The organism is Corynebacterium sp. ES2715-CONJ3, from assembly GCF_024814365.1.
Classification (GTDB): domain Bacteria; phylum Actinomycetota; class Actinomycetes; order Mycobacteriales; family Mycobacteriaceae; genus Corynebacterium.
Map to the genome: position 1 here is coordinate 214,032 of NZ_JANUXS010000003.1, position 18,887 is coordinate 232,918.

14 protein-coding genes are annotated in these 18,887 nt (G+C 52.8%); 9 read left to right on the top strand and 5 right to left on the bottom strand.

The window, feature by feature from the left end:
- Nucleotides 1–7: 7 nt before the first annotated feature.
- The 5 genes from NXT00_RS05060 to NXT00_RS05080 form a co-directional block, all read right to left on the bottom strand.
- A complete protein-coding gene (locus NXT00_RS05060; protein ID WP_396124926.1) occupies nucleotides 8–3,730 on the bottom strand; it encodes a multifunctional oxoglutarate decarboxylase/oxoglutarate dehydrogenase thiamine pyrophosphate-binding subunit/dihydrolipoyllysine-residue succinyltransferase subunit in 3,723 nt (1,240 codons plus the stop codon).
- A gap of 99 nt (nucleotides 3,731–3,829) precedes the next feature.
- A complete protein-coding gene (locus NXT00_RS05065) occupies nucleotides 3,830–7,762 on the bottom strand; it encodes an ABC transporter ATP-binding protein (protein WP_259158316.1) in 3,933 nt (1,310 codons plus the stop codon).
- 41 nt (nucleotides 7,763–7,803) lie between these two features.
- Nucleotides 7,804–8,532 (bottom strand): EcsC family protein, encoded by a 729-nt coding sequence (locus NXT00_RS05070; RefSeq protein WP_259078051.1) that lies wholly within the window; start codon nucleotides 8,530–8,532, stop codon nucleotides 7,804–7,806.
- A gap of 236 nt (nucleotides 8,533–8,768) precedes the next feature.
- On the bottom strand, nucleotides 8,769–9,233 hold the full coding sequence (locus NXT00_RS05075) for a GNAT family N-acetyltransferase (RefSeq protein ID WP_259078049.1): 465 nt from the start codon (nucleotides 9,231–9,233) through the stop codon (nucleotides 8,769–8,771).
- A 281-nt stretch (nucleotides 9,234–9,514) separates the two neighbouring features.
- Entirely contained in the window at nucleotides 9,515–10,375 is an 861-nt protein-coding gene (locus NXT00_RS05080; RefSeq protein ID WP_259078047.1) for a shikimate 5-dehydrogenase, read from the bottom strand.
- Nucleotides 10,376–10,594: 219 nt separating this feature from the next.
- On the opposite strand from NXT00_RS05080, the gene NXT00_RS05085 reads away from it, so the two are divergent.
- The 9 genes from NXT00_RS05085 (at nucleotide 10,595) to NXT00_RS05125 (ending at nucleotide 18,534) form a co-directional block, all read left to right on the top strand.
- Entirely contained in the window at nucleotides 10,595–11,371 is a 777-nt protein-coding gene (locus NXT00_RS05085; RefSeq protein ID WP_259078045.1) for a (2Fe-2S)-binding protein, read from the top strand.
- Nucleotides 11,372–11,547: 176 nt separating this feature from the next.
- Nucleotides 11,548–12,435, top strand: a complete 888-nt coding sequence (locus tag NXT00_RS05090; protein ID WP_259158318.1) for a hypothetical protein — start codon at nucleotides 11,548–11,550, stop codon at nucleotides 12,433–12,435.
- A 50-nt stretch (nucleotides 12,436–12,485) separates the two neighbouring features.
- Nucleotides 12,486–13,499, top strand: a complete 1,014-nt coding sequence (locus tag NXT00_RS05095; RefSeq protein WP_259078041.1) for a nucleoside hydrolase — start codon at nucleotides 12,486–12,488, stop codon at nucleotides 13,497–13,499.
- Between the two features lie 84 nt (nucleotides 13,500–13,583).
- On the top strand, nucleotides 13,584–14,351 hold the full coding sequence (locus tag NXT00_RS05100) for an ECF transporter S component (RefSeq protein ID WP_396124927.1): 768 nt from the start codon (nucleotides 13,584–13,586) through the stop codon (nucleotides 14,349–14,351).
- 5 nt (nucleotides 14,352–14,356) lie between these two features.
- Entirely contained in the window at nucleotides 14,357–15,043 is a 687-nt protein-coding gene (locus NXT00_RS05105; RefSeq protein WP_259078039.1) for an energy-coupling factor transporter transmembrane protein EcfT, read from the top strand.
- Nucleotides 15,040–16,068 carry an AAA family ATPase gene (locus tag NXT00_RS05110; RefSeq protein ID WP_259078038.1) on the top strand — a complete coding sequence of 343 codons (1,029 nt, stop codon included), beginning with the start codon at nucleotides 15,040–15,042 and terminating at the stop codon, nucleotides 16,066–16,068. The genes NXT00_RS05105 and NXT00_RS05110 overlap by 4 nt, the downstream gene beginning before the upstream one ends.
- 42 nt (nucleotides 16,069–16,110) lie before the next feature.
- Complete coding sequence (locus NXT00_RS05115; RefSeq protein ID WP_396124746.1) at nucleotides 16,111–17,334, top strand: MFS transporter; 1,224 nt, start codon at nucleotides 16,111–16,113, stop codon at nucleotides 17,332–17,334.
- 202 nt (nucleotides 17,335–17,536) lie between these two features.
- Nucleotides 17,537–17,938 (top strand): (deoxy)nucleoside triphosphate pyrophosphohydrolase, encoded by a 402-nt coding sequence (locus NXT00_RS05120; RefSeq protein ID WP_259078035.1) that lies wholly within the window; start codon nucleotides 17,537–17,539, stop codon nucleotides 17,936–17,938.
- A 185-nt stretch (nucleotides 17,939–18,123) separates the two neighbouring features.
- The gene (locus tag NXT00_RS05125; protein WP_259078033.1) at nucleotides 18,124–18,534 is read left to right on the top strand and encodes a hypothetical protein; all 411 of its coding nucleotides are present in this window, start codon (nucleotides 18,124–18,126) and stop codon (nucleotides 18,532–18,534) included.
- Nucleotides 18,535–18,887: the final 353 nt, after the last annotated feature.

Here is an 18,887-nt window from a genome sequence, read left to right on the forward strand (position 1 = left end):
GACGGATCTATTCGCTGAAGGCTGAGTCAACGAGTTCCTGTTGTTCTACCTGGTGCACCTTTGACAAGCCCGTGGCGGTCGATGCCTGTGCGCGCCTCGATACTCGTTTCAAGGGCAACATTCCTGGGATAAGGTCAGGTAAGTGGGCACTAAGGAAGGGCCATGGCCCCTGGTTGGCGGGTTCATCTTGGCAGAAGCGAATCTCAGTCGCATTAGGATAAGCGTCGAAAGCTTCTTTGAGACGGTTGAATGGGATGGGATGGAGCATCTCCAAACGTATAATAGCGACGTCATTGCGGCTCTCTTTCTCAGCTCGCTTCGCCAGCTCATAGTAGAGCTTTCCGGATACCAGCAAGATCGTCTTCACACTCGAGGTGTCACCGACTGTTGATCCGGACTTATCAAAGAAACGTGGGTCGTTGATGACTGACTTAAAAGTGGTGATCTCGGTGAACTCAGAAACCTCAGAGGTTGCAGCCTTCATGCGCAGCATCGACTTGGGAGTGAATACAACGAGCGGGCGTTTGAGTCCACCCAAGGCGTGGCGCCTTAATAGATGGAAGTAGTTAGCGGGAGTCGATGGTTGGGCCACGGTCATGGAGCCCTCAGCGCACAATTGCAGGTAGCGTTCAATCCGGCCAGACGAATGGTCTGGCCCCTGACCTTCATAGCCGTGGGGCAACAGCAGGATCACAGAGGAAGTCTGTCCCCACTTTGTTTCGCCAGATGAGACATATTCGTCGATGATGGTCTGCGCGCCGTTGGCAAAATCACCGAACTGCGCCTCCCAAGCCACGACGGCCTCTTGGTTGCCAACCGAGTAGCCATATTCAAAACCCATGCCAGCATACTCGGTGAGCGCAGAGTTATAGACGAGGAATTTACCGCCGTTGCCTTTGGATTCTGCCAATTCATGCAGAGGATTAAATTCCGCGGCGGTCCGGGGATCGTAAACCACCGCGTGTCGCTGGGTGAAAGTGCCGCGCCTAGTATCTTCACCTGCTAGACGGACTAATTTGCCGGAGTTAGCCAAGGAGGAGAAGGCAATGAGTTCGCCCCAACCCCAGTCGATGCCACCGGTTGAGATAGATTCCACGCGCTTGTGGGCTACCGGCGCCACTCGAGGGTGCAGGGTGAAGCCTTCAGGGAGGCGCCCGTAGGCTTCTGCTATCTCGGCAAATTCTGCCTTGGAGATATTAGTAGTTAACCCGCGAGGGAGTTCCTGGGCCTTGGTAATGCCCTCCTGCTGAGTAAAGACCTTCTTCTCGGCCACTTTGACCTCATTGAAGACCGATTCCATTTGGTCGTGGAAGTCGCGGGAGACTTTCTCGGCATCTTCTTTTGATAGTTCACCGCGGCCGAGCAGATCCTCGATATATTGATCGCGCACGGTCTTGCGGCCGTCGATGAGCTCGTACATCTTTGGCTGAGTCATTGATGGATCATCAGCTTCATTATGGCCTCGGCGGCGATAGGCTATGAGGTCAATGAAGACATCTTTTCCGAATCGACGCCGGTATTCCGTCGCGAGGGTACCGACCCACACCACAGCCTCTGGATCGTCGCCGTTAACGTGAAAGACTGGGCAACCAAAGGCTTTAGCCATATCGGTTGAATAGAGGCAGGAGCGGCCGGAATCTGGGGTAGTGGTGAAGCCGATCTGGTTATTGACCACAATATGCACGGTGCCACCGACGGTGTAGCCGCGAAGCTGCGCTAAGTTGATGGTTTCTGGCACAATGCCCAAGCCTGCAAAAGCAGCATCGCCGTGGAGAAGCAGCGGCATAACCGTGTACCCTTGATCCCCCTTATCGAGCAAATCTTGCTTAGCGCGCGCAATACCCTCCATCACGGGGTTAACGGCTTCAAGGTGGGAAGGATTGGCAGTCAAGGTTACCTTGATCTCGCCATCGCCGAACATTTGTAAGTGTGTGCCCTCGGCTCCCAGGTGATACTTCACATCGCCGGAACCTCCAGCTGCTTTGGCCTCGATATCTCCTTCAAATTCGGAGAAGATAGTTTCTAATGGCTTGCCTACAATATTAAAGAGCACATTCAACCGGCCGCGGTGCGGCATGCCAATAACCACTTCGTCGAGATTCTGGCCCGCAGCGGTATCGATGGCGGAATCCATAAGCGGAATCAACGCCTCGGCGCCCTCGAGAGAGAAGCGTTTCTGGCCTACATATTTAGTTTGCAGGAAATTCTCAAATGCTTCGGCGGCATTGAGCTGCTGCATAATATATTTTTGCTCTGCACTAGTGGGTTTGGGCATACCCTTTTCCAAGCGTTCTTGCAACCAAGTACGCTCGTCACGGTCCAAGATATGGGTATACTCCGCACCGACCTTTAGAGTGTAGGCCTTGCGCAACTTCGAGAGCACTTCGCGCAGAGTCATGGATTCCTGACCCGAGAAGCCGCCTACGTGGAAAGTACGATCAAGATCCCAAATAGTTAGACCGTGGGATTCCATGACAAGATCACTATGATCTGGCACGGGGATACCAGGCTGTGACCAGTGCAGGGGATTTGTATCGGCGATAAGGTGTCCACGTGAACGGTAGGCTTCGATCAACTGCATCACGCGGGTATTTTTATCCACCCCAGTATTGGGTAGATCTTGGGCCCAGCGCATAGGGGTATATGGGATGTGGAGGGAGAAGAAAACCTCATCCCAGAACGAATCATCGATAAAGAGCTGGCTCATGGTCTTGAGGAAGTGACCAGACTCGGCGCCCTGAATAATGCGGTGATCATAGGTAGAGGTGATGGTCACTAATTTGCCAACACCCAATTCCGCAAGCCTATCTACGGATGCGCCTGCGAATTCTGCTGGATAGTCCATCGAGCCGACACCGATAATGGAGCCTTGACCTTGCGTGAGGCGAGGGACGGAGTGTCGAGTGCCAATACCGCCTGGGTTTGTGAGGGAAACGGTGACTCCCGAAAAATCATCCATCCCTAACTTATTTGTTCGGCTTCGCTTGACAATATCTTCGTATTTTTCCACGAAGGTGGAAAAATCAAGCTTTTCGCATTCCTTGATGGCTGCGACCACAAGTGCGCGGGAACCGTCCTTTTGGGGCAGATCTATAGCTAGACCGAGATTAATATGCTCCGGGGTGACAACGGTGGGTTTCCCATTGATCTCAGCATAGGAGTTATTCATATCAGGGTGAGCCATAATCGCCTTCACGAGGGCATAACCGATGATATGGGTAAACGAAACCTTGCCGCCGTGGGTGCGCTGCAGGTGCTCGTTGATGATCGCGCGATTCTCGAACATCAACTTCACAGGCATATCGCGTACCGATGTGGCAGTGGGAATCGTTAGAGATTCATCCATATTTTTTGCAATCGCTTTGAATATGCCCTTGAGGGTTCTCTCTCCCGCTGTAGGCATCTCAGCGGCGCGCGCTAGTGGGGATTGAGAGCGCTTCTTTGCGGTGGCCTTATCCTTAGCCTCTTTACTTACCTCCGCTTCGCGGTGCTGATCAGCTTTCGTCGCTACTGAATCAGGTGTATCGGGTGCGGTCACCTTCGATTGGTCGGAGGTACGCTGCGAACTTGAAGCGGTCTGAGGGCGGGGGCCACCCTGTTTGGTAAATAGTTCACGCCATTCCTTATCAACTGACTCTGGGTCGTGTTGGAACTGCTGGAACATATCATCGACCAGCCATTGATTCTGGCCAAAAGTACTAGCGCTGCTCACGGCAGGTACTCGCCTCATTTCTGTGGGAAGTTCTTTTAGTTAAGGAATTCTTAGGGGTATTGTCCACGTTCGTCACTGTAACTGGAACGTATTTAATAGACGATAGCTATTTTTTTCTTACAATGTGCGCGGTTTCACTTTCGGGGTTAGTGGGGGCTCACTCTGAGAACGCGCAACCTTCCAAAGTGTGGCATAGGTACCCCCAGATGAGCGGAGTTCGTTATGGCTCCCGTCTTCTACGATACGCCCCTTATCCACCACAAGGATTCGATCGGCATTCTCCGCAGTTGCAAGCCGGTGAGCTACCACAAAAGCAGTGCGGGTATGCGCCACATGGTGCGAGGCTTCGACGATGACCTTCTCGGTGGCTGGATCTAAGGTGGCTGTAGCTTCATCGAGGACGAGGATCGAGGGCTGGACTAGTTCTGCTCGTGCCAGAGCCACTAATTGGCGTTGCCCGGAGCTCAGGCCCTGACCGTGCTCGCGCACCGGGGTAGCAAGACCATCAGGAAGAGCGGCAAAGATCTTCAAGGCGCCAACATTTTTCACTGCCTGAGTGATGTCCGCGCGACTGGCCTGTGGCTTGCCGTAGGCGATATTGGAGGCAATGGTCCCGTGGAATAGATAGGTTTCCTGCGGCACAAAACCGATCGTCTCGCGCCACAATCCCACGGGTAAATCACTAAGCGGCTGGGCTCCCGCCTTGATCCTCCCGGAGATAGGATCATAGAAGCGAAGAAGCAATTTAATCAGAGTTGATTTGCCCGACCCCGTCGGCCCCACGATGGCAACGGTGGTTCCAGGCTCGATATGGAGATTGATATCGCTAAGTGCGGCCTCGTCAACATCGCGGTAGTGGAAATTCACCTGCTCAAAATCGATTGCCTCGCGAGCCAGACGGCGGATATCTGTACTCGAGTACGATCGCTGTACCTGGAGGGTACGGTGAGCATCAGTCGTCTCTTCTTGCTGCTCGGCCGCATCGGAGTTTTCGGTGGACAAGAGATCAGAAATACGACGGAAACCCACCGCCGCTTGTTGATAAGCATCAAATACTTGCGAGAGATGCTGAACGGGGCCGAAAAGGCGCTCCAAGTACAGCAGAAAAGCAACGAGGACACCAGCTGAGAGCGTTTGATCGGCAACCATGAGAGCCCCCACGCCAAGGACGCTCGCACTGAGGATCTCAGTGGTGGCGTTAATACCTGGAAAATAAACGGCTACCGCAGTCTGGGCTTTGATGCGAGTACGCCGATAGTGAGCGGCCTGGCGTTCGAAATCCTTTAAAACTTCAGCTTCTTGATTAAAAAGCTGGGCGGTGCGCAACCCTGACATCGACTCATGGAAATGCGCATTTACCGTCGACACTTCCTCCCGTGCTTGGGTGTACAGCTTGGACGAGATGGAACGAAAAACCACAGTCGCTACCGCAATAAGTGGAATACCAATAGCGGCAATCAGCGAGAGTTTGACCGATGTGGCCACGAGCAAAATAACAATACCGGCGATTGTGCTCAAAGAGACGACGAAGACGGTGAAGCCATTCTGCAGGAATCCATTGAGGGCATCGATATCAGTAGTCATTCGAGTAATGATGGCTCCCGACATGACCTTCTCGTAGAACCCAAGCGAAAGCCTCTGGAGGTGGCTGTAACTGCGGATTCTCAATTCGTACAATAAGCTTTCGCCGGTACGAGCGCTGAGAAATTCGGATGCTATCGTGGCTAGCCAGCTCATCACCACCGCCAGGAGACCGATCCCGGTGAGGGTTAATAAGGTGGAGACATTATTTTGCTTAATGCCCTCGTCGATAGCTCGCCCGATCAGGGTAGGGATAGCGAGGCTCGCAATAACCCCGAGGATATACAGGGCGATGAGTACCATAAGGTAGTAGCGGACTGAGAAGAAGAGAGTGCGAGCATTAACGACGCGCATCTTCTGCCGGAAAGAATCTGCTCCGCCTCGGGGAGGCAGATCCTTGATTGAAGGAAGCCGATCGACCCGTGCGAGGAGATTTTTAGTCGCAGGAGTGGCTCCAGCCATGGCCGCAAAAGCAGCGCCGTGACTCATCCCCTTAGCGCCGGCAAGAGAGGCCGCGGCTTTTAAAGCCCCGCTAGTGGTAGTTCGGTTAGAGCTTTCTTTTTCATCATAAGACCGACTCGACCACAAAAGCTCCTCCAATTCTGTGTCGCTAAGAGAATCGAGACCGGTGGTTTCCTCTGTCTCGCTCAATTGAGGTGATCGTATCGCTTCGGCGATAAGTCCTTCAGGAGGGGCAGTTAGCTGAGGCGTCGCGCTTAGATCAAGGTCGTTGGTGTCCAATTCCACGTCCATAAGTTCCGAGAATTGAGGATTGTCCGCAATACGCTCGGGGGAGTCAATAGCCACCATATGGCCCTTGTGAATCAAGCCCACATAATCCGAATGGGCGAGGGTGGAATGGCGGTGAGTAATAGCCAGGACCGTGGTATGAGGAAAGTGCTCGCGCAGATTGGCGTAGATGCGTGCCTCGGTGGCACTGTCGATAGCAGAGGTGGTGTCGTCGAGGAGTAGCACCTTAGGGTGAGCGACTAGAGCCCGCGCGAGAGCGACCCGTTGCCGTTGCCCTCCCGAAAGGGTCAGCCCGCGTTCGCCGATGAGACTATCCAGACCGTTGGGTGCGCGCTCAATGAAATCATCGATACAGGCCATACGGCAGGCACATAGAATCTCCTCATCGCTGAGATGTCGGCCAGCATCAATATTCTCCCTGATCGTGGCGTGGGAGAGGAAAGGTTCATCGAATACACAAGCAATAGAGGAGCGAATGCTAGATAGAGAAAGGTCAGTATAGTTACGAGTAGCAGGGTTAGGCCCTTCCTCTATCAGGGAAATTTTGCCGCTATCTGGTTGATAGAAACCCGCCAAAAGCTGAATGAGCATGGATTTACCAGAGCCGGCAGGACCAACCAAACTGGTATAGCTTCGAGGCGCTAGGTCGAGGTCGAGCCCGTTGAGGACATCTGAGTAATGAAGATTGCTTATGCGTAGGCCTAAAGCCTGAGCATGAGGGTTAAGCTCTTGAGGTTTTTCAGGCTCTGTATATTCAGGTCGAAGCTCTAAAACTTCGAATATCCTATCGGCGCTCGATAGGCCCATGTGGACTTGAACGGACATGGCGGCGAGCATGGAGATCACACTGGAGAGTGCGGAGAGGTAGACACTCGCGGCAAGAAATTCCCCGATGGTAATGGCACCGTTGAGACTGAGTAGACCACCGATACCAATGCTGAGGACGAGGGTAACGGTCGGGATATTTTGGAGCAGGGGTTTAAAGCGGGCGCTTAACCGAGCGACACGAAGCTTGTGACCGTATACCTCGGTGGCTTGCTGCTGTAGGGTATCAATTTCGCGATTTTCTTGGTGAAAGGCTTTGACTATCCGAACTCCCTGGATCGTCTCCTCGATATGAGTGCTCATATCGGCGATCTTCTGCTGCGCCGCCCACGTGGCCGCGAAGAGAGTTTTGCGAGATTTTTGTCCTAGCCAGACCAAAATTGGAATCGTGATAAGAGCCAACACGCTGAGTACGGGGGAGATCCACATGAGGATGCCGGTGAAAAGGATGACCTTAAAGGCTTGGCCGATCATCAGCGGCAGCATGGCAATCATGATCTGTACCGTGTTCAGATCAGAAATGGTTCTGGAAACCACCTGGCCGGTACGGAGGCGATCGTGGGCGGGGCCGTCGAGGTGAAGCAGGTTTTCTAATATACCGACCCGCAGGCGGTGCTGAAGGTGGTTGGAGATATAACCGGCAAAAAACCGCCGCCCAAATTGAAACAGGTAGCGACCCAGGCTCACCACGACCAAGGTGATGATGATAGCGGATATACCGCTTCGATCGGAGGCGATTGCCTGGTCGATCGCGGAGCCAGTCAGGAGGGGAATAGCGGCGTCGAAAAGCGTAATAAGAAACGTACAGCTTAGAGTGAGCACTAAGGCGACGGGCGTGTGCCAGAGCGTTGCAATGAGCTTGTAGGAGGGGGAATCTTTAAACTTCATCCGCATGAATACGCTCCTTGTCGCTTTACTAGCCTGAGGCTCAAGGCTTAGATGGTGCCTAGGGTACTTTCGACGTGGGTGATGACTTTGCGCCCTAGCTTGCGGTTAGCCACTGAACCAATCATGGCGCCGACACCTAAGGGGAGCAGTTTCCCGATCCACGAAAATAGAGCTGACTTCCGGAGCCTCTTTACAGCGCTGCGCATCATAATCTTATTGAGGTAGCCCATATTCTGAGCATTGGCACCCTTAATTACCTGGGTAATAGAGGCCCCGCCGAACGTAGCATCGGTGAGGGCATTGCCTTCCGAACCGAGAACCGCGGCCAAAATTATCGCTTGCCGACGCTCGGGTGAATCGATATCGATACCGCGCACATAAGCCGATGAGAGAGCGTAGGAGGCCGCAAAATCTAGGAAAAGGAAGCTCTCGGCCCCAATCGCAGCCGACCCCACCACTAAACCAACACCCGGGATCGCGGAGGCCATACCAGCGCTCGCGCCACTGCCAGTAACCGCTCGCAAGAAGTTCTTATCCAATGCTTTCTGAATATCGTGGTTGTTAAACTCCGGGTTCTTTTCGCGGAGATTATCCACATAATTCGTCAGCACTCCGCTGGTCATTCCGGAAACTTTTTCGAGAACTGTCACCAACACAGTGGCCATGGGGCCGCGATCGGCTTCAGAGAGATCGCTGAGTAACTCGTGGGTGGAATCCGCAGAATCGGATGTTCTATCGAGATCGCGGTCGTGGGTGTGTTGTAATTCGGGAGACATATATTTACAGGTGATCCTTTCAAGACCATTCGGGGTTGTATCTACCTCTCGCCCAGAAATGCTGGTATCGCTTTTCGCAGCGATATTTGAGGGGCACAATACCTCTGCGGCAGAGTAGACAAACTAAGAGCTATTGATGTGTTCGCAATTTTAGTATGAAGCTATCCATCGCGCTCAATTGCCCGTATATTCGCAGTAAATGCTCGCGCTTATGTCGCGCCTACCAGACTCGGTTATCACTTTTCCAGCACGAGCTCTAGCACCATGAACTCATCGTCATGATCAACTTCTACGAAACCGAGGGAGGTGTAAAGCCCGCGGGCGATAATATTATTGGTACCCGTTTCAATTCTCACGCTATAGGCACCCTGAGCAGTGGCGACGTGGATGACGCGGTCGACGAGCTTGCGCCCCGATTCGTTATTGCGGTACTGCGGATCAACGAATAGATCATTCAGCGTTAAAATTGTGCGGAGTTGGAGGGAAGAAAAGTGATAGAACACTTGGGCAAAACCGCACACCGTGGTGTCATCTTCGGCTACGAGAATGAGTGAATCGCCACGCTCAAAGCGTTCGGTCATAAATGAGCGCGCCTGCTCCTTATCGTCGCAGCGCCGATAAAAAGCGCGATAGGCAATAAAAAGCTCGGTGACGCGCTCAAGATCGGCGCTGGTCGCTTGACGGATATGAGTCGAGGGCATCTGAACCTGTCTCCCTAATAGGATGATCAATATTGTCTTATAGTACCTCCGCTCAGCTGCCTCATCGCTAGGCCTACAGACCATTGTCATCCCGCTTAAACGATGCGAAGCTTGGGATAGGCCCATAGCACAATCTTCGGCCCAATACCGTTCGTGGTGCAGCCCTGAGGGAGTGTAGAGGTGAACCAAGATCCGCGGAGCACAAAATCTTTTAGATTGAGCACCTCCGCTACAATTATTCTGGGGTACGTTCATCCTACGAGCCCAGAAAATCTACGAGGCTATATAGTGGGGCTATTTTTTCCACGAGCAAAAGCTTCGGCTTCGTTAACCAGCTTGGGATCGAGAGTTACCCCAGTATAGAGTGTGAATTGCGCCGCCGCCTGCAAGGCAATGACCTCGTCGCCGGTTATAACCGTCCGCGGAGATATTGGGCTCGACCCGCGAGCTGCCCGAATAAGGGGTGTCTCACTAGGATGAGCCACGACATCGAAAATCACTGCCGCCCGAGCTATATCGGAGTGGTCGAAGGCAGACTGTTGGCGGTGCGGGCCTTCCATGCCCAGGGGAGTGGCATTGATGAGCATATCCTGATCCCTCGGGACCCTCGTAGCGTAAGACCACCGATATTTCTCGGCCAGCTCCTTGGCTTTTTCAGCACGCCTAGCGACCACAGTGCACCGTGAAGCCTCGAATCCGTGGTCAGCCAGAGCCGCTACGACAGCTTTGGCCATCCCGCCGGCTCCGCAGATACTCACCTTCAGGCTGGGATCCACGTGGTGGGTGCGAAGCAGCTGAGAGACCGCAAGATAATCGGTGTTATAGCCACGCAGATGCCCATTTGTATTAACGATGGTATTGACTGCCGCAATACGTTCGGCTGATGGGTCGAGGGAATCAATGAGGTCAATTACAGCCTGCTTATACGGCATAGATATCCCAGCTCCACGGATATTAAGCCCACGAATTCCTGCCACTGCGTGATCAATATCTTGAGGAGCAATGGCATGATAAGAAAAATTCAATCCGAGTCGACGGTAAAGGTAATTATGAAAACGCACACCGTGGTTGGATGGGCGTGCTGCTAGGGAGATACACAAGGTAGTTTCACGGTTGACTGTCAATGTACGAGTGGAATCCATACGTCCACTGTAGGTGATATCGACTCGAGAGTTCCTTAAAGATAAGGCTCCCAGAAATCAGCGGATAAAAGTAAGGCGAAGTCGAGGACACTGCGGTTTTTGGAGTCCTCGACTAGGATTTTTACGAAGGATAATGATGAGGCATCTCTGATTTTTTAGGTCGTTGGCCACGAGTGCTTTGTTCTTATCAAGAGCCTCGTAATTCTAAAGGAGAAACCTGTGAGTGTAGCTGGATCTCTGGCCCAGGTAGTCTCGGCTACCCCACGCTATGCCATTAGTGTAGAGCCGTCTGACGAAGCACTAATTATGAGCCCAGATGATCTGTGCGATGAGTCGATTATTACCGCAGCGATCTCTCAAAGCGAGCAGGAATATGGGGTGGCTAAGCACTCTCATGCTGCTAGGATCTGGCTCTTTTCCCTCATGGGATCGGTGTGTAATCCAGCAGTTGCAGCGATGATCCACGGCGACGATATCATTGATCTTGATTTGAGGACCGGCACACTTTTTAGACGCGAAGATTCAACGTATTGGTTTGGTTTCCGACCCCAGAACCCAGCAGAGTCCTACGCTGCTTCCGCCCGTCACTTAGCGAGCAATCTCAAACCCTTAATTAACAAGCTCTGTGAAGTTTATGCAATGCGGCCAGCGCCCTTATGGGCGATCGTTGCAGATGGTCTTGTGCAACCAGCCATGAGCGCCGGTAATGAAGAGTTTGAGCAATTAAAGGCACTGCATATCGCCCGAGAACTCCACCGAGGTATATGCGAAGTTGCTGAGGTGAAAATTCCGAGACCCCACTTTGTTGACGTTGTTGACGAGGACGTTGTCCCGTTGGATCTCACCACCAAACAGGAGCCCGAATTTCTTGCTGCATATCGCAGTAGCTGCTGCATGATCTATCGCTCCCCGCATTCTGACTATTGCGTATCGTGCCCTAAGAGACCTCGAGCGCAACGCGATGCCGCCATCGTTGCAAGTGCGCAGTTCTTCTAACCGTCGACCCTTAAAAGGGGCAGAAAAGGCATCAGTGGTGCAGGCTGAGCCGCAGATCACTCTAGCTGGCGCTCAAAATATGCAGACTTTTGGCGGCTAAGATGCCTGTTTAGCGCTAATCTGGAGGTGGGTGCCGCTCACCCTTTTCGAGTTAATCGAGGTAAAGGACAAAATCGTTGAGATTTTTTGAAGATATCGCAGCTGCACTTGACGCTGAAGGCATTGAGTCCAGGGTCCACAATGACATCCTATTCGTTCCTATCTCCTCGGAGCTAGAAGTTCAGTTTGTGGAGATCGATCCCCATATGCCCGCCGCCAATGTTTATATAGCCACCGCCGATGACCATGATGACTTTGACGCTGTGCTCACTTCCGTAGTGTTCTCCGTCGAGGATGCTGTGGACACTATCGCTCAAAACGTTGCGACGGATAGTATCATCACCGTAATGCGCGACCTTATGGAGGGTGCGGATGAGCGCGTACAAGATATCGAATTCGAACAAGACCCCGAGGAAGAGAACGCTGTTTGGGCTCCTCTGACAGACGGTGGATTGGTGCGCGTCGATTTCTCTGTTGAAGGCGGCCTTCCCTCAGCTGCCGTGGCCTTTATCACTGTGGGTGCCGGATTTGGCAATACTCTCGACCACGCCACTAATTCTTTCCTCGAATTTGCCGAAAACTCAGATCTTCCCGAACATGAAATCTCCAGACTCCTCGAAGATTACCTCGACGCGGTAGTTGATCAGCATAAAGAAGTGTTGGAACTGGGGTCCTTCGTGGACTTCGATCGACTATTCGACGTTATCTCGCTTGCCGCCGATCAAGCTGAGGCTTGGGAAGAGCAACTAGGAGCTCTCGAAGGCGAGGACGACGAGCCAGAGGTCTACGATCTTTTCGGCGAAGACGACGATGATAATGATGATTTCTTCTATGAATACGACGAGGATGAACTGGGAGAAGACGACACTACTGATCCAGTCGACGATGTAGATGACGATGATATCGAAGCAGAAGTAGAAGCAGAGGTTGAAGATATCGACGATCCCGACGCTCCCAACTACTAGGATTCATACTTTCCTTGTGAGCTAGAACGTGTAGGCCATAGGCTTAAGGTATGAATTACGCGCTCAGATCTGTTCCTCGGGTTCTCCTTGATTGTGATACTGGTATCGATGATGCTCTAGCGTTGATCTATCTCGGAGCTTTACACCGAGCAGGTGAGATCGAATTGCAGGCAGTGACCACCACTGCCGGTAATGCAGAGGCTGACCTATGTGCTGAAAATAGCGCGTATATTTTGTCCCGCGTGGGAGTCGAAGGGGTCGACATAGCGGTTGGGCAGCATCAACCCGTGGTAGTTGATCTGGTCACCACCCCAGAAACGCATGGTCCCCGCGGGCTTGGATACATCACAGATGTTTCGGAGACCTCGAAGCCCGCGGAGTCGTCCTACCCAGGGATATCCCTCGAAAATGCTCCCGCTGCGTGGAGAAAGTTGTGGCAAAAGGCGGTCGATTCTTGTGCGCATGTGATTGTGACTGGTCCTGCGACGAATCTTGCTACGTGGTTGGCCGATCGTCCATGGCCGAGCACGGTGACGATTATGGGCGGGGCGTATTTTTATCCTGGTAATACGACTCCTACTGCTGAGTGGAATACCTGGGTTGATCCGCATGCTGCTAAAGATGTTTTTGCTCTGGCCCCCGGAGACCAGCGGGTGACTGTGTGTTCGCTTGGTGTCACTGAGCAGATGGTTATTACCCCGCAGCGACTGGATCGCTATGGTGAGATTGTGGGTTCGCACCCCATTGCCAAGGTGCTGAGAGAGGCCTTGCGTTTCTATTTCGAATTTCACGAGGCTCAGGGTGAGGGGTATCTGGCTCAGGTCCACGATCTGCTCACTGTGATGGTTGCCCTAGGTAAGGTGGAAACCACTTGGAGGCTGAGCACTGTGGATGTTGAGTGTGAGGGCATGATGCGGGGGACAACGGTAGCGGATCTACGTGGGCATTGGGGGAGAGATCCGTCGGTTCGCCTTGTCGAAAGCGTGGATATTGATGCTGCGCACGAAGAGTTTGAGCGAGTGTTGACGGTATTGGCTAAGTTGTCGAAACCTGCGCTAGGATAAGGTCGTTCTTTCTATCCCTGCGAGGTGACATAGCAGGGATCCACTGGTCTGTCTTCTATGAAGGCAGAGGGACTAAGGATTTTCATGTCACCTATGCAATCGGCGTTAGCGGCCCCGCGTTCATCTCTTCTTTTAGGCACCCTTGGGGGTGGGATTATTGGGGCCACGTGGTTATTTTTGGTTCTTGCCCGTCCGACGCAGTGGGATTCGGTATTTGGTTCCTCTCCGGCTCTTATAACCTTTGTGGCTTATGTGTGTGGTGCTTTTCTCCTCCTTGCGGCATCTATTCCGCGACTGAGCTCACGAACCTTAGCGCTGATCCCCATGGCCTTGGCGCTCAATATCATTACCGGTCAACTTCTCGGTGCTGTAGGTATCCCACTCTACTTAGACTCTATTGGGACGGTCATGGTCGCCATCCTTGCAGGTCCCGTAGCGGGACTCGCTACGGGGGTTCTCAGCAGCGTTGTCTGGGCGCTTATTAATCCCGCAGCTTTACCTTTCGCTGCAGTATCAGGACTCATTGGTTTACTTGCGGGGTTAGCCTTCGCTAGAGGGATAGGGAACCATAGTGTCAAGGTTACAATTTCCGGCGTCGGGGTCGGCATCATCTCTGCGACACTCGCCGCACCAGTGGCGGCCGTTGTTTATGGTGGCACTGCGGGCGTGGGTACAGGGGCAGTAGTAGCATTGTTCCGGGAAATGGGGAATTCCCTCCTTGCAGCCGTGACGTGGCAATCTTTTCTTTCTGATCCACTCGATAAGGCGCTCGTTTTTCTTATCGCCTGGCGTTGCGTCAAGCGTCTGCCAGCCTCCGCTCTCACGCCATCCATTTCCCCGACACTTCGGTAGGTTCCATGATTAATCCACTTACCACTCTCAGCTTCGCCGCAGCTACGTGGATTTTTGTCTTGGGGGGCAATGACCTAAGAATTTCTCTTCTTGTCTGTGCTATCGCTCTTACTGCTGCGTGCCTAAAAACCGTGAGTCTCAGACCCCTCGGGGCTGTCCTCACAATCGTGACCCCAGTAGCTTTATCCATCGCAATAATTCATATTCCGTTTGGTGAGCAGTCCATAGCACCGTTGATCACCCGCGACGGTGGGGCTATCGCTCTTCATCTTAGTGTGCGTTTTGCCGCTCTTATGGCTAGCGCCGTGGCGGCTTTTAGTTTCTTTACCCCAGCTCGCCTGAACAAGGCCATGCAGCTCACACGTATTCACCACTCGGTTACTTTCCTTATCACGCAGTCCCTCCAATTCTTACCATTCGCCCGCCACGTACTGGAGACGGTGATAACCACCAACACTTTGGCAGGCCGCAGAGCTTCGTGGCGGCACCCGTTTATGGTGGTTGAATTCTATATTTTCCCCCTCATTATGCAGCTTCTTCACCGCGCTGGGGAGAGAGAAGTTGCCCTTCACGCACTCGGTGTGGATCTAGCAGGCAGACGCAGTGTTTATTGCCCTGAGCGGGATCCATGGTGGGAAAAGATCGCCCGTCCTTCAGTTATCATCGCAGCAATGATCGGAGGGGTCCTATGAGCGTGATTGAACATCACAAGGGCTCTGCTCTGAATCACTACCGGCCAGATGGAACTATGGGGATTATTCAAAGCGAGGCTTCAACTCACCTTAGTCTGCTGCGCGAAAGTGTAGAGGAAGAGATCGCTTTTCCGCTGGAGCAGCGAGGAATTGATCGGGCATCCATGCGGGCTCGGGTCGATGAGGTCATCGCGGCTCTGCGGCTTGAGCTGCTTCGATTGCGAAATCCAGCTGATCTTTCCCCGGGTCAAGTGCGGCTTGTCGTTATCGCAAGCACTTTAGCTCTGCGGTTTCCTACCATCCTTATTGAATCCCCCTACCGCGGTCTCGACCACAAAGCCCGCACGCTCTTAGAACAGTATCTGCACTCATACCCAGGGCAAGTGCACCTCTTCATAGCTGAAGCACCTACGAGTCCACTCGAGCTTGAAACAGTTACCTCACCCCTTCCGGGGACATATTGGCCGATCAAGGTAGCTCAACGTGTTGCGACCCGCACTCGTCGCCGCTTATTTCGGCCCGCAGAGGTTACCTTTAGCACCCACATACCCTTCGCTGAGCTCATCCCAGGTGAGGTGGTGTACCTAAGTGGAGCAAATGGGAGCGGAAAGACGACGTGCTTGCTCGAACTTGCGACGCAACAGCGAGATCACTCGGTTGCTATGGCAGTACAGCATCCAGTCGACCAAGTCCTCGAAATCACTCTTTCGGATTTTCTCGCAGGTGCCCCGAATCCCACAACAGCCACACGTGATACGCACCCCCTCGATCTCAGTGCGGAAGACCTGCGTCTCGCCCAGATTGCCCGAACCCTCCATTCGGGCGCTCACGTCATTCTGCTCGACGAACCAGATCAGGACTTAATATCAAAAGAACCAGTAGCCCACCAGCTTCTCCACCGCGCCTTGTCGCAGCCGGATCCGCCGGCGGTGATCATAACCAGCCATGATAAGCGCTTCATTCATCGAGTGGAAAGCTATGCATCTGTGCGTACGGTACGAATGGGAGAAACAGGACTAGGATGATGGGTTGATCAACATCACCCCGATCGTGAGAAGAAGGAGCGGATAGTCGTGGCTGAGGAGCCGACCACGAAAATACCTGGATCGATTAAAACTCTCGTTGCGGCTGCGTTTATTATCGCACTAGGTTTTGGTTTTATATCCCCGATCCTGCCGCAGTACATCACCAGCTTCAATGTCGGTACCGCCGCGGCTGGATTCGTCATCTCTGTATTTGCTATCAGCCGCCTCATTTTCGCTCCCTTTGCCGGCAGACTCGTTGATGCTCTTGGATCGCGCACCATCTATATTTCAGGGCTTCTCAGTGTTGCCGTGACTACTACCTTGGTAGGGGTTGCTCAAGAGTATTGGCATATTGTTGCGCTGCGTGGTCTCGCGGGTTTTGGCTCTACTATGTTCACAGTCTCCGCAATGGGTCTGGTGGTTAAACTGTCGCCTCCTGAAATTCGCGGGCGCTGTTCGGGCGCTTATGCCTCAGGCTTCCTCTTTGGTTCGATCCTGGGCCCACTAGCTGGCTCCGCCCTCTCTTTCCTCGGAATGCGCTGGCCTTTTGTCATTTATGGAGTATTTCTATCGCTAGCCTCATTGATTGTTTACCTGCGGCTACCTAAAAATATTGGTGAGGCCACCCCTACGAGCGAATCAAAACCAGCTTTCAGCCCCAAAGAAGCTGTGCGACTGAATACTTACCGGGCGGCCCTTATCGCCTCCTTCGCTAACGGGTGGGCCAATTTTGGAGTGCGCATCGCCATCGTTCCGCTTTTTGCTGCCACCGTATTCCACCAAGGCCCAGCTTTTGCTGGGGTCATCTTGGCGGCCTATGCGGTCGGGAATGCCCTCGCTCTGCAGTTCTCGGGGCGTCTAGCTGACCGCCACGGTCGTAAGCCGCTAATCATTGTAGGTTTATTCGTTTCCGCCACATTCACTGCGACATTCGGACTAACCGAAGATATCTACCACCTCATCGCGCTCTCGGTCCTAGCTGGTGTGGGTTCCGGTCTCTACAACCCGCCGATGCAGGCGAGCTTGGCCGATCTGATCGGCAACGACCGTGCAGGGGGCAAAGTTCTCGCTTCCTACCAAATGAGCTCTGATTTTGGTGCCATTCTAGGCCCAATTTTGATCGGTGCAGTGGTGGAGATATATGGCTACGAGATCGGTTTCTTGGCAACTAGCGCGGTGCTTTTCTTTGCCGCTATCAGATGGGTTTTCGCGCGGGAAACCCTAGCAATTAAGGCTACAGTGGAAAATCTCGAGCCTCGAGAGTAGCTAAAAGAGACGAGTCTGAGAAGGACCTCTAGACGTTCTCTGATTCTATAGTAGGCTTTAGTACTCTTTGGCTTCTCCGAGTTGGGATGGAAAGGTCGTTAGTTCACCAGCTCAGATCACGCCCGTTAGACTGGTCCAGACCTCTAGGAGCTCTTGAGGTAAACCTGCTTGAAGCGATGGTGTGTAAGGAACGTAGAATTTTATGAAGAAATTAATCCGGGTCGTCGGTGCCGCCATCGTGGCCGGTGAGAGGGTTCTAGCAGCACAGCGTGGAGTAGGGATCTCGCTTGAAGGGAAATGGGAATTTCCTGGTGGAAAAATCGAAGCAGGGGAAACTCCTGCTGCAGCTCTCGTCCGCGAGCTCAAGGAAGAATTGGACTGTTGTGTAGAGGTCGGGGATTTGGTTAATACCGCGACCTATGACTACGACTTCGGCTCGGTGGAACTGAGTATTTTTTTCTGCACACTGGTTGGTCGAGAACCTACCCCGAAGGAGCACGCCCAAATCCGCTGGGTTGAAATTAGCCAACTATATGAGCTTGATTGGGCGCCAGCAGATCTAGCCGCTGTCGATGCTCTTGTGGGGCGCACTGATGAATCTTGAGGCTAAATATAATGTCGACCAGTTGATGTCTAGATGCGCGGGGAAAGTGTGCCCTTCGGTTTTGTTGATTCCGATACTCAATCCGGTAGTCGCTTAAGCCCAACACAGATTTCGGATCAGCCGGCTAACACCATGCTCAGAGCGTTGAGCGAAGAACCAGTGGTGCAGTGTGCTCAAGGTTTTCCGTGGCGTCTATTAGCTCTCACGCTTTAGAGTTGTTGAAGGACGACCTCTTAGGCTTCCAAGGGCCTTTTAGTCTTATTAGGTCAAGGTATGACGGTTTTGACGGGCTGGATATATTCCGCGAGTTGCTACGAATTCCCAATATTGATGTATGTGTCTACCATGGCAGCGGTCTTCTTTCGAAGGGCTATCTCTTTGAGCACCGGAAGTATCGCAGCGTAATCATCGGTAGCTCGAATCTTAGCCGGAGTGCTCTCCTGGAAAACGAGGAGTGGAAGCCTAAAGTATCTGCTTCTCCCGGAGGAGGAATCACCGCATTAAACAGTGCGACGATCAATCGACCACTTGATACTCGCAACGGCGGACTCTTGACTGAAGAATGGATCGCCGATTACGAACGCACGGGTCTTTAGAGCCCCCTAGATCAAGTGCCCAGAAAATGCCCAACCCGGGATTATCGCGAATGCCATGCATTGAGGGCTGATATCTATGACTACGTTGGCCTGTATATTTTCGTTAGACAAGATGATTCCGAAGGATGAGGTTTTCCGTCTGGGAGAATCAAGTGTTCGCCACGCCACGAATGGATCGTACTGAGACGATTCCGAGCAAGGATCATACTTACGTAAAGAGATGGTTCTCGATTTCAAGAGCTTCGTTAAAGCGACAACCTCCGATCACCTGGAAGCATAGCGATGTTAAGGCGCTCGAAGCCGCTTTAGATGGGGGATCAATTTTAGGGTAGTGAGGTAACACTCTTGATGGT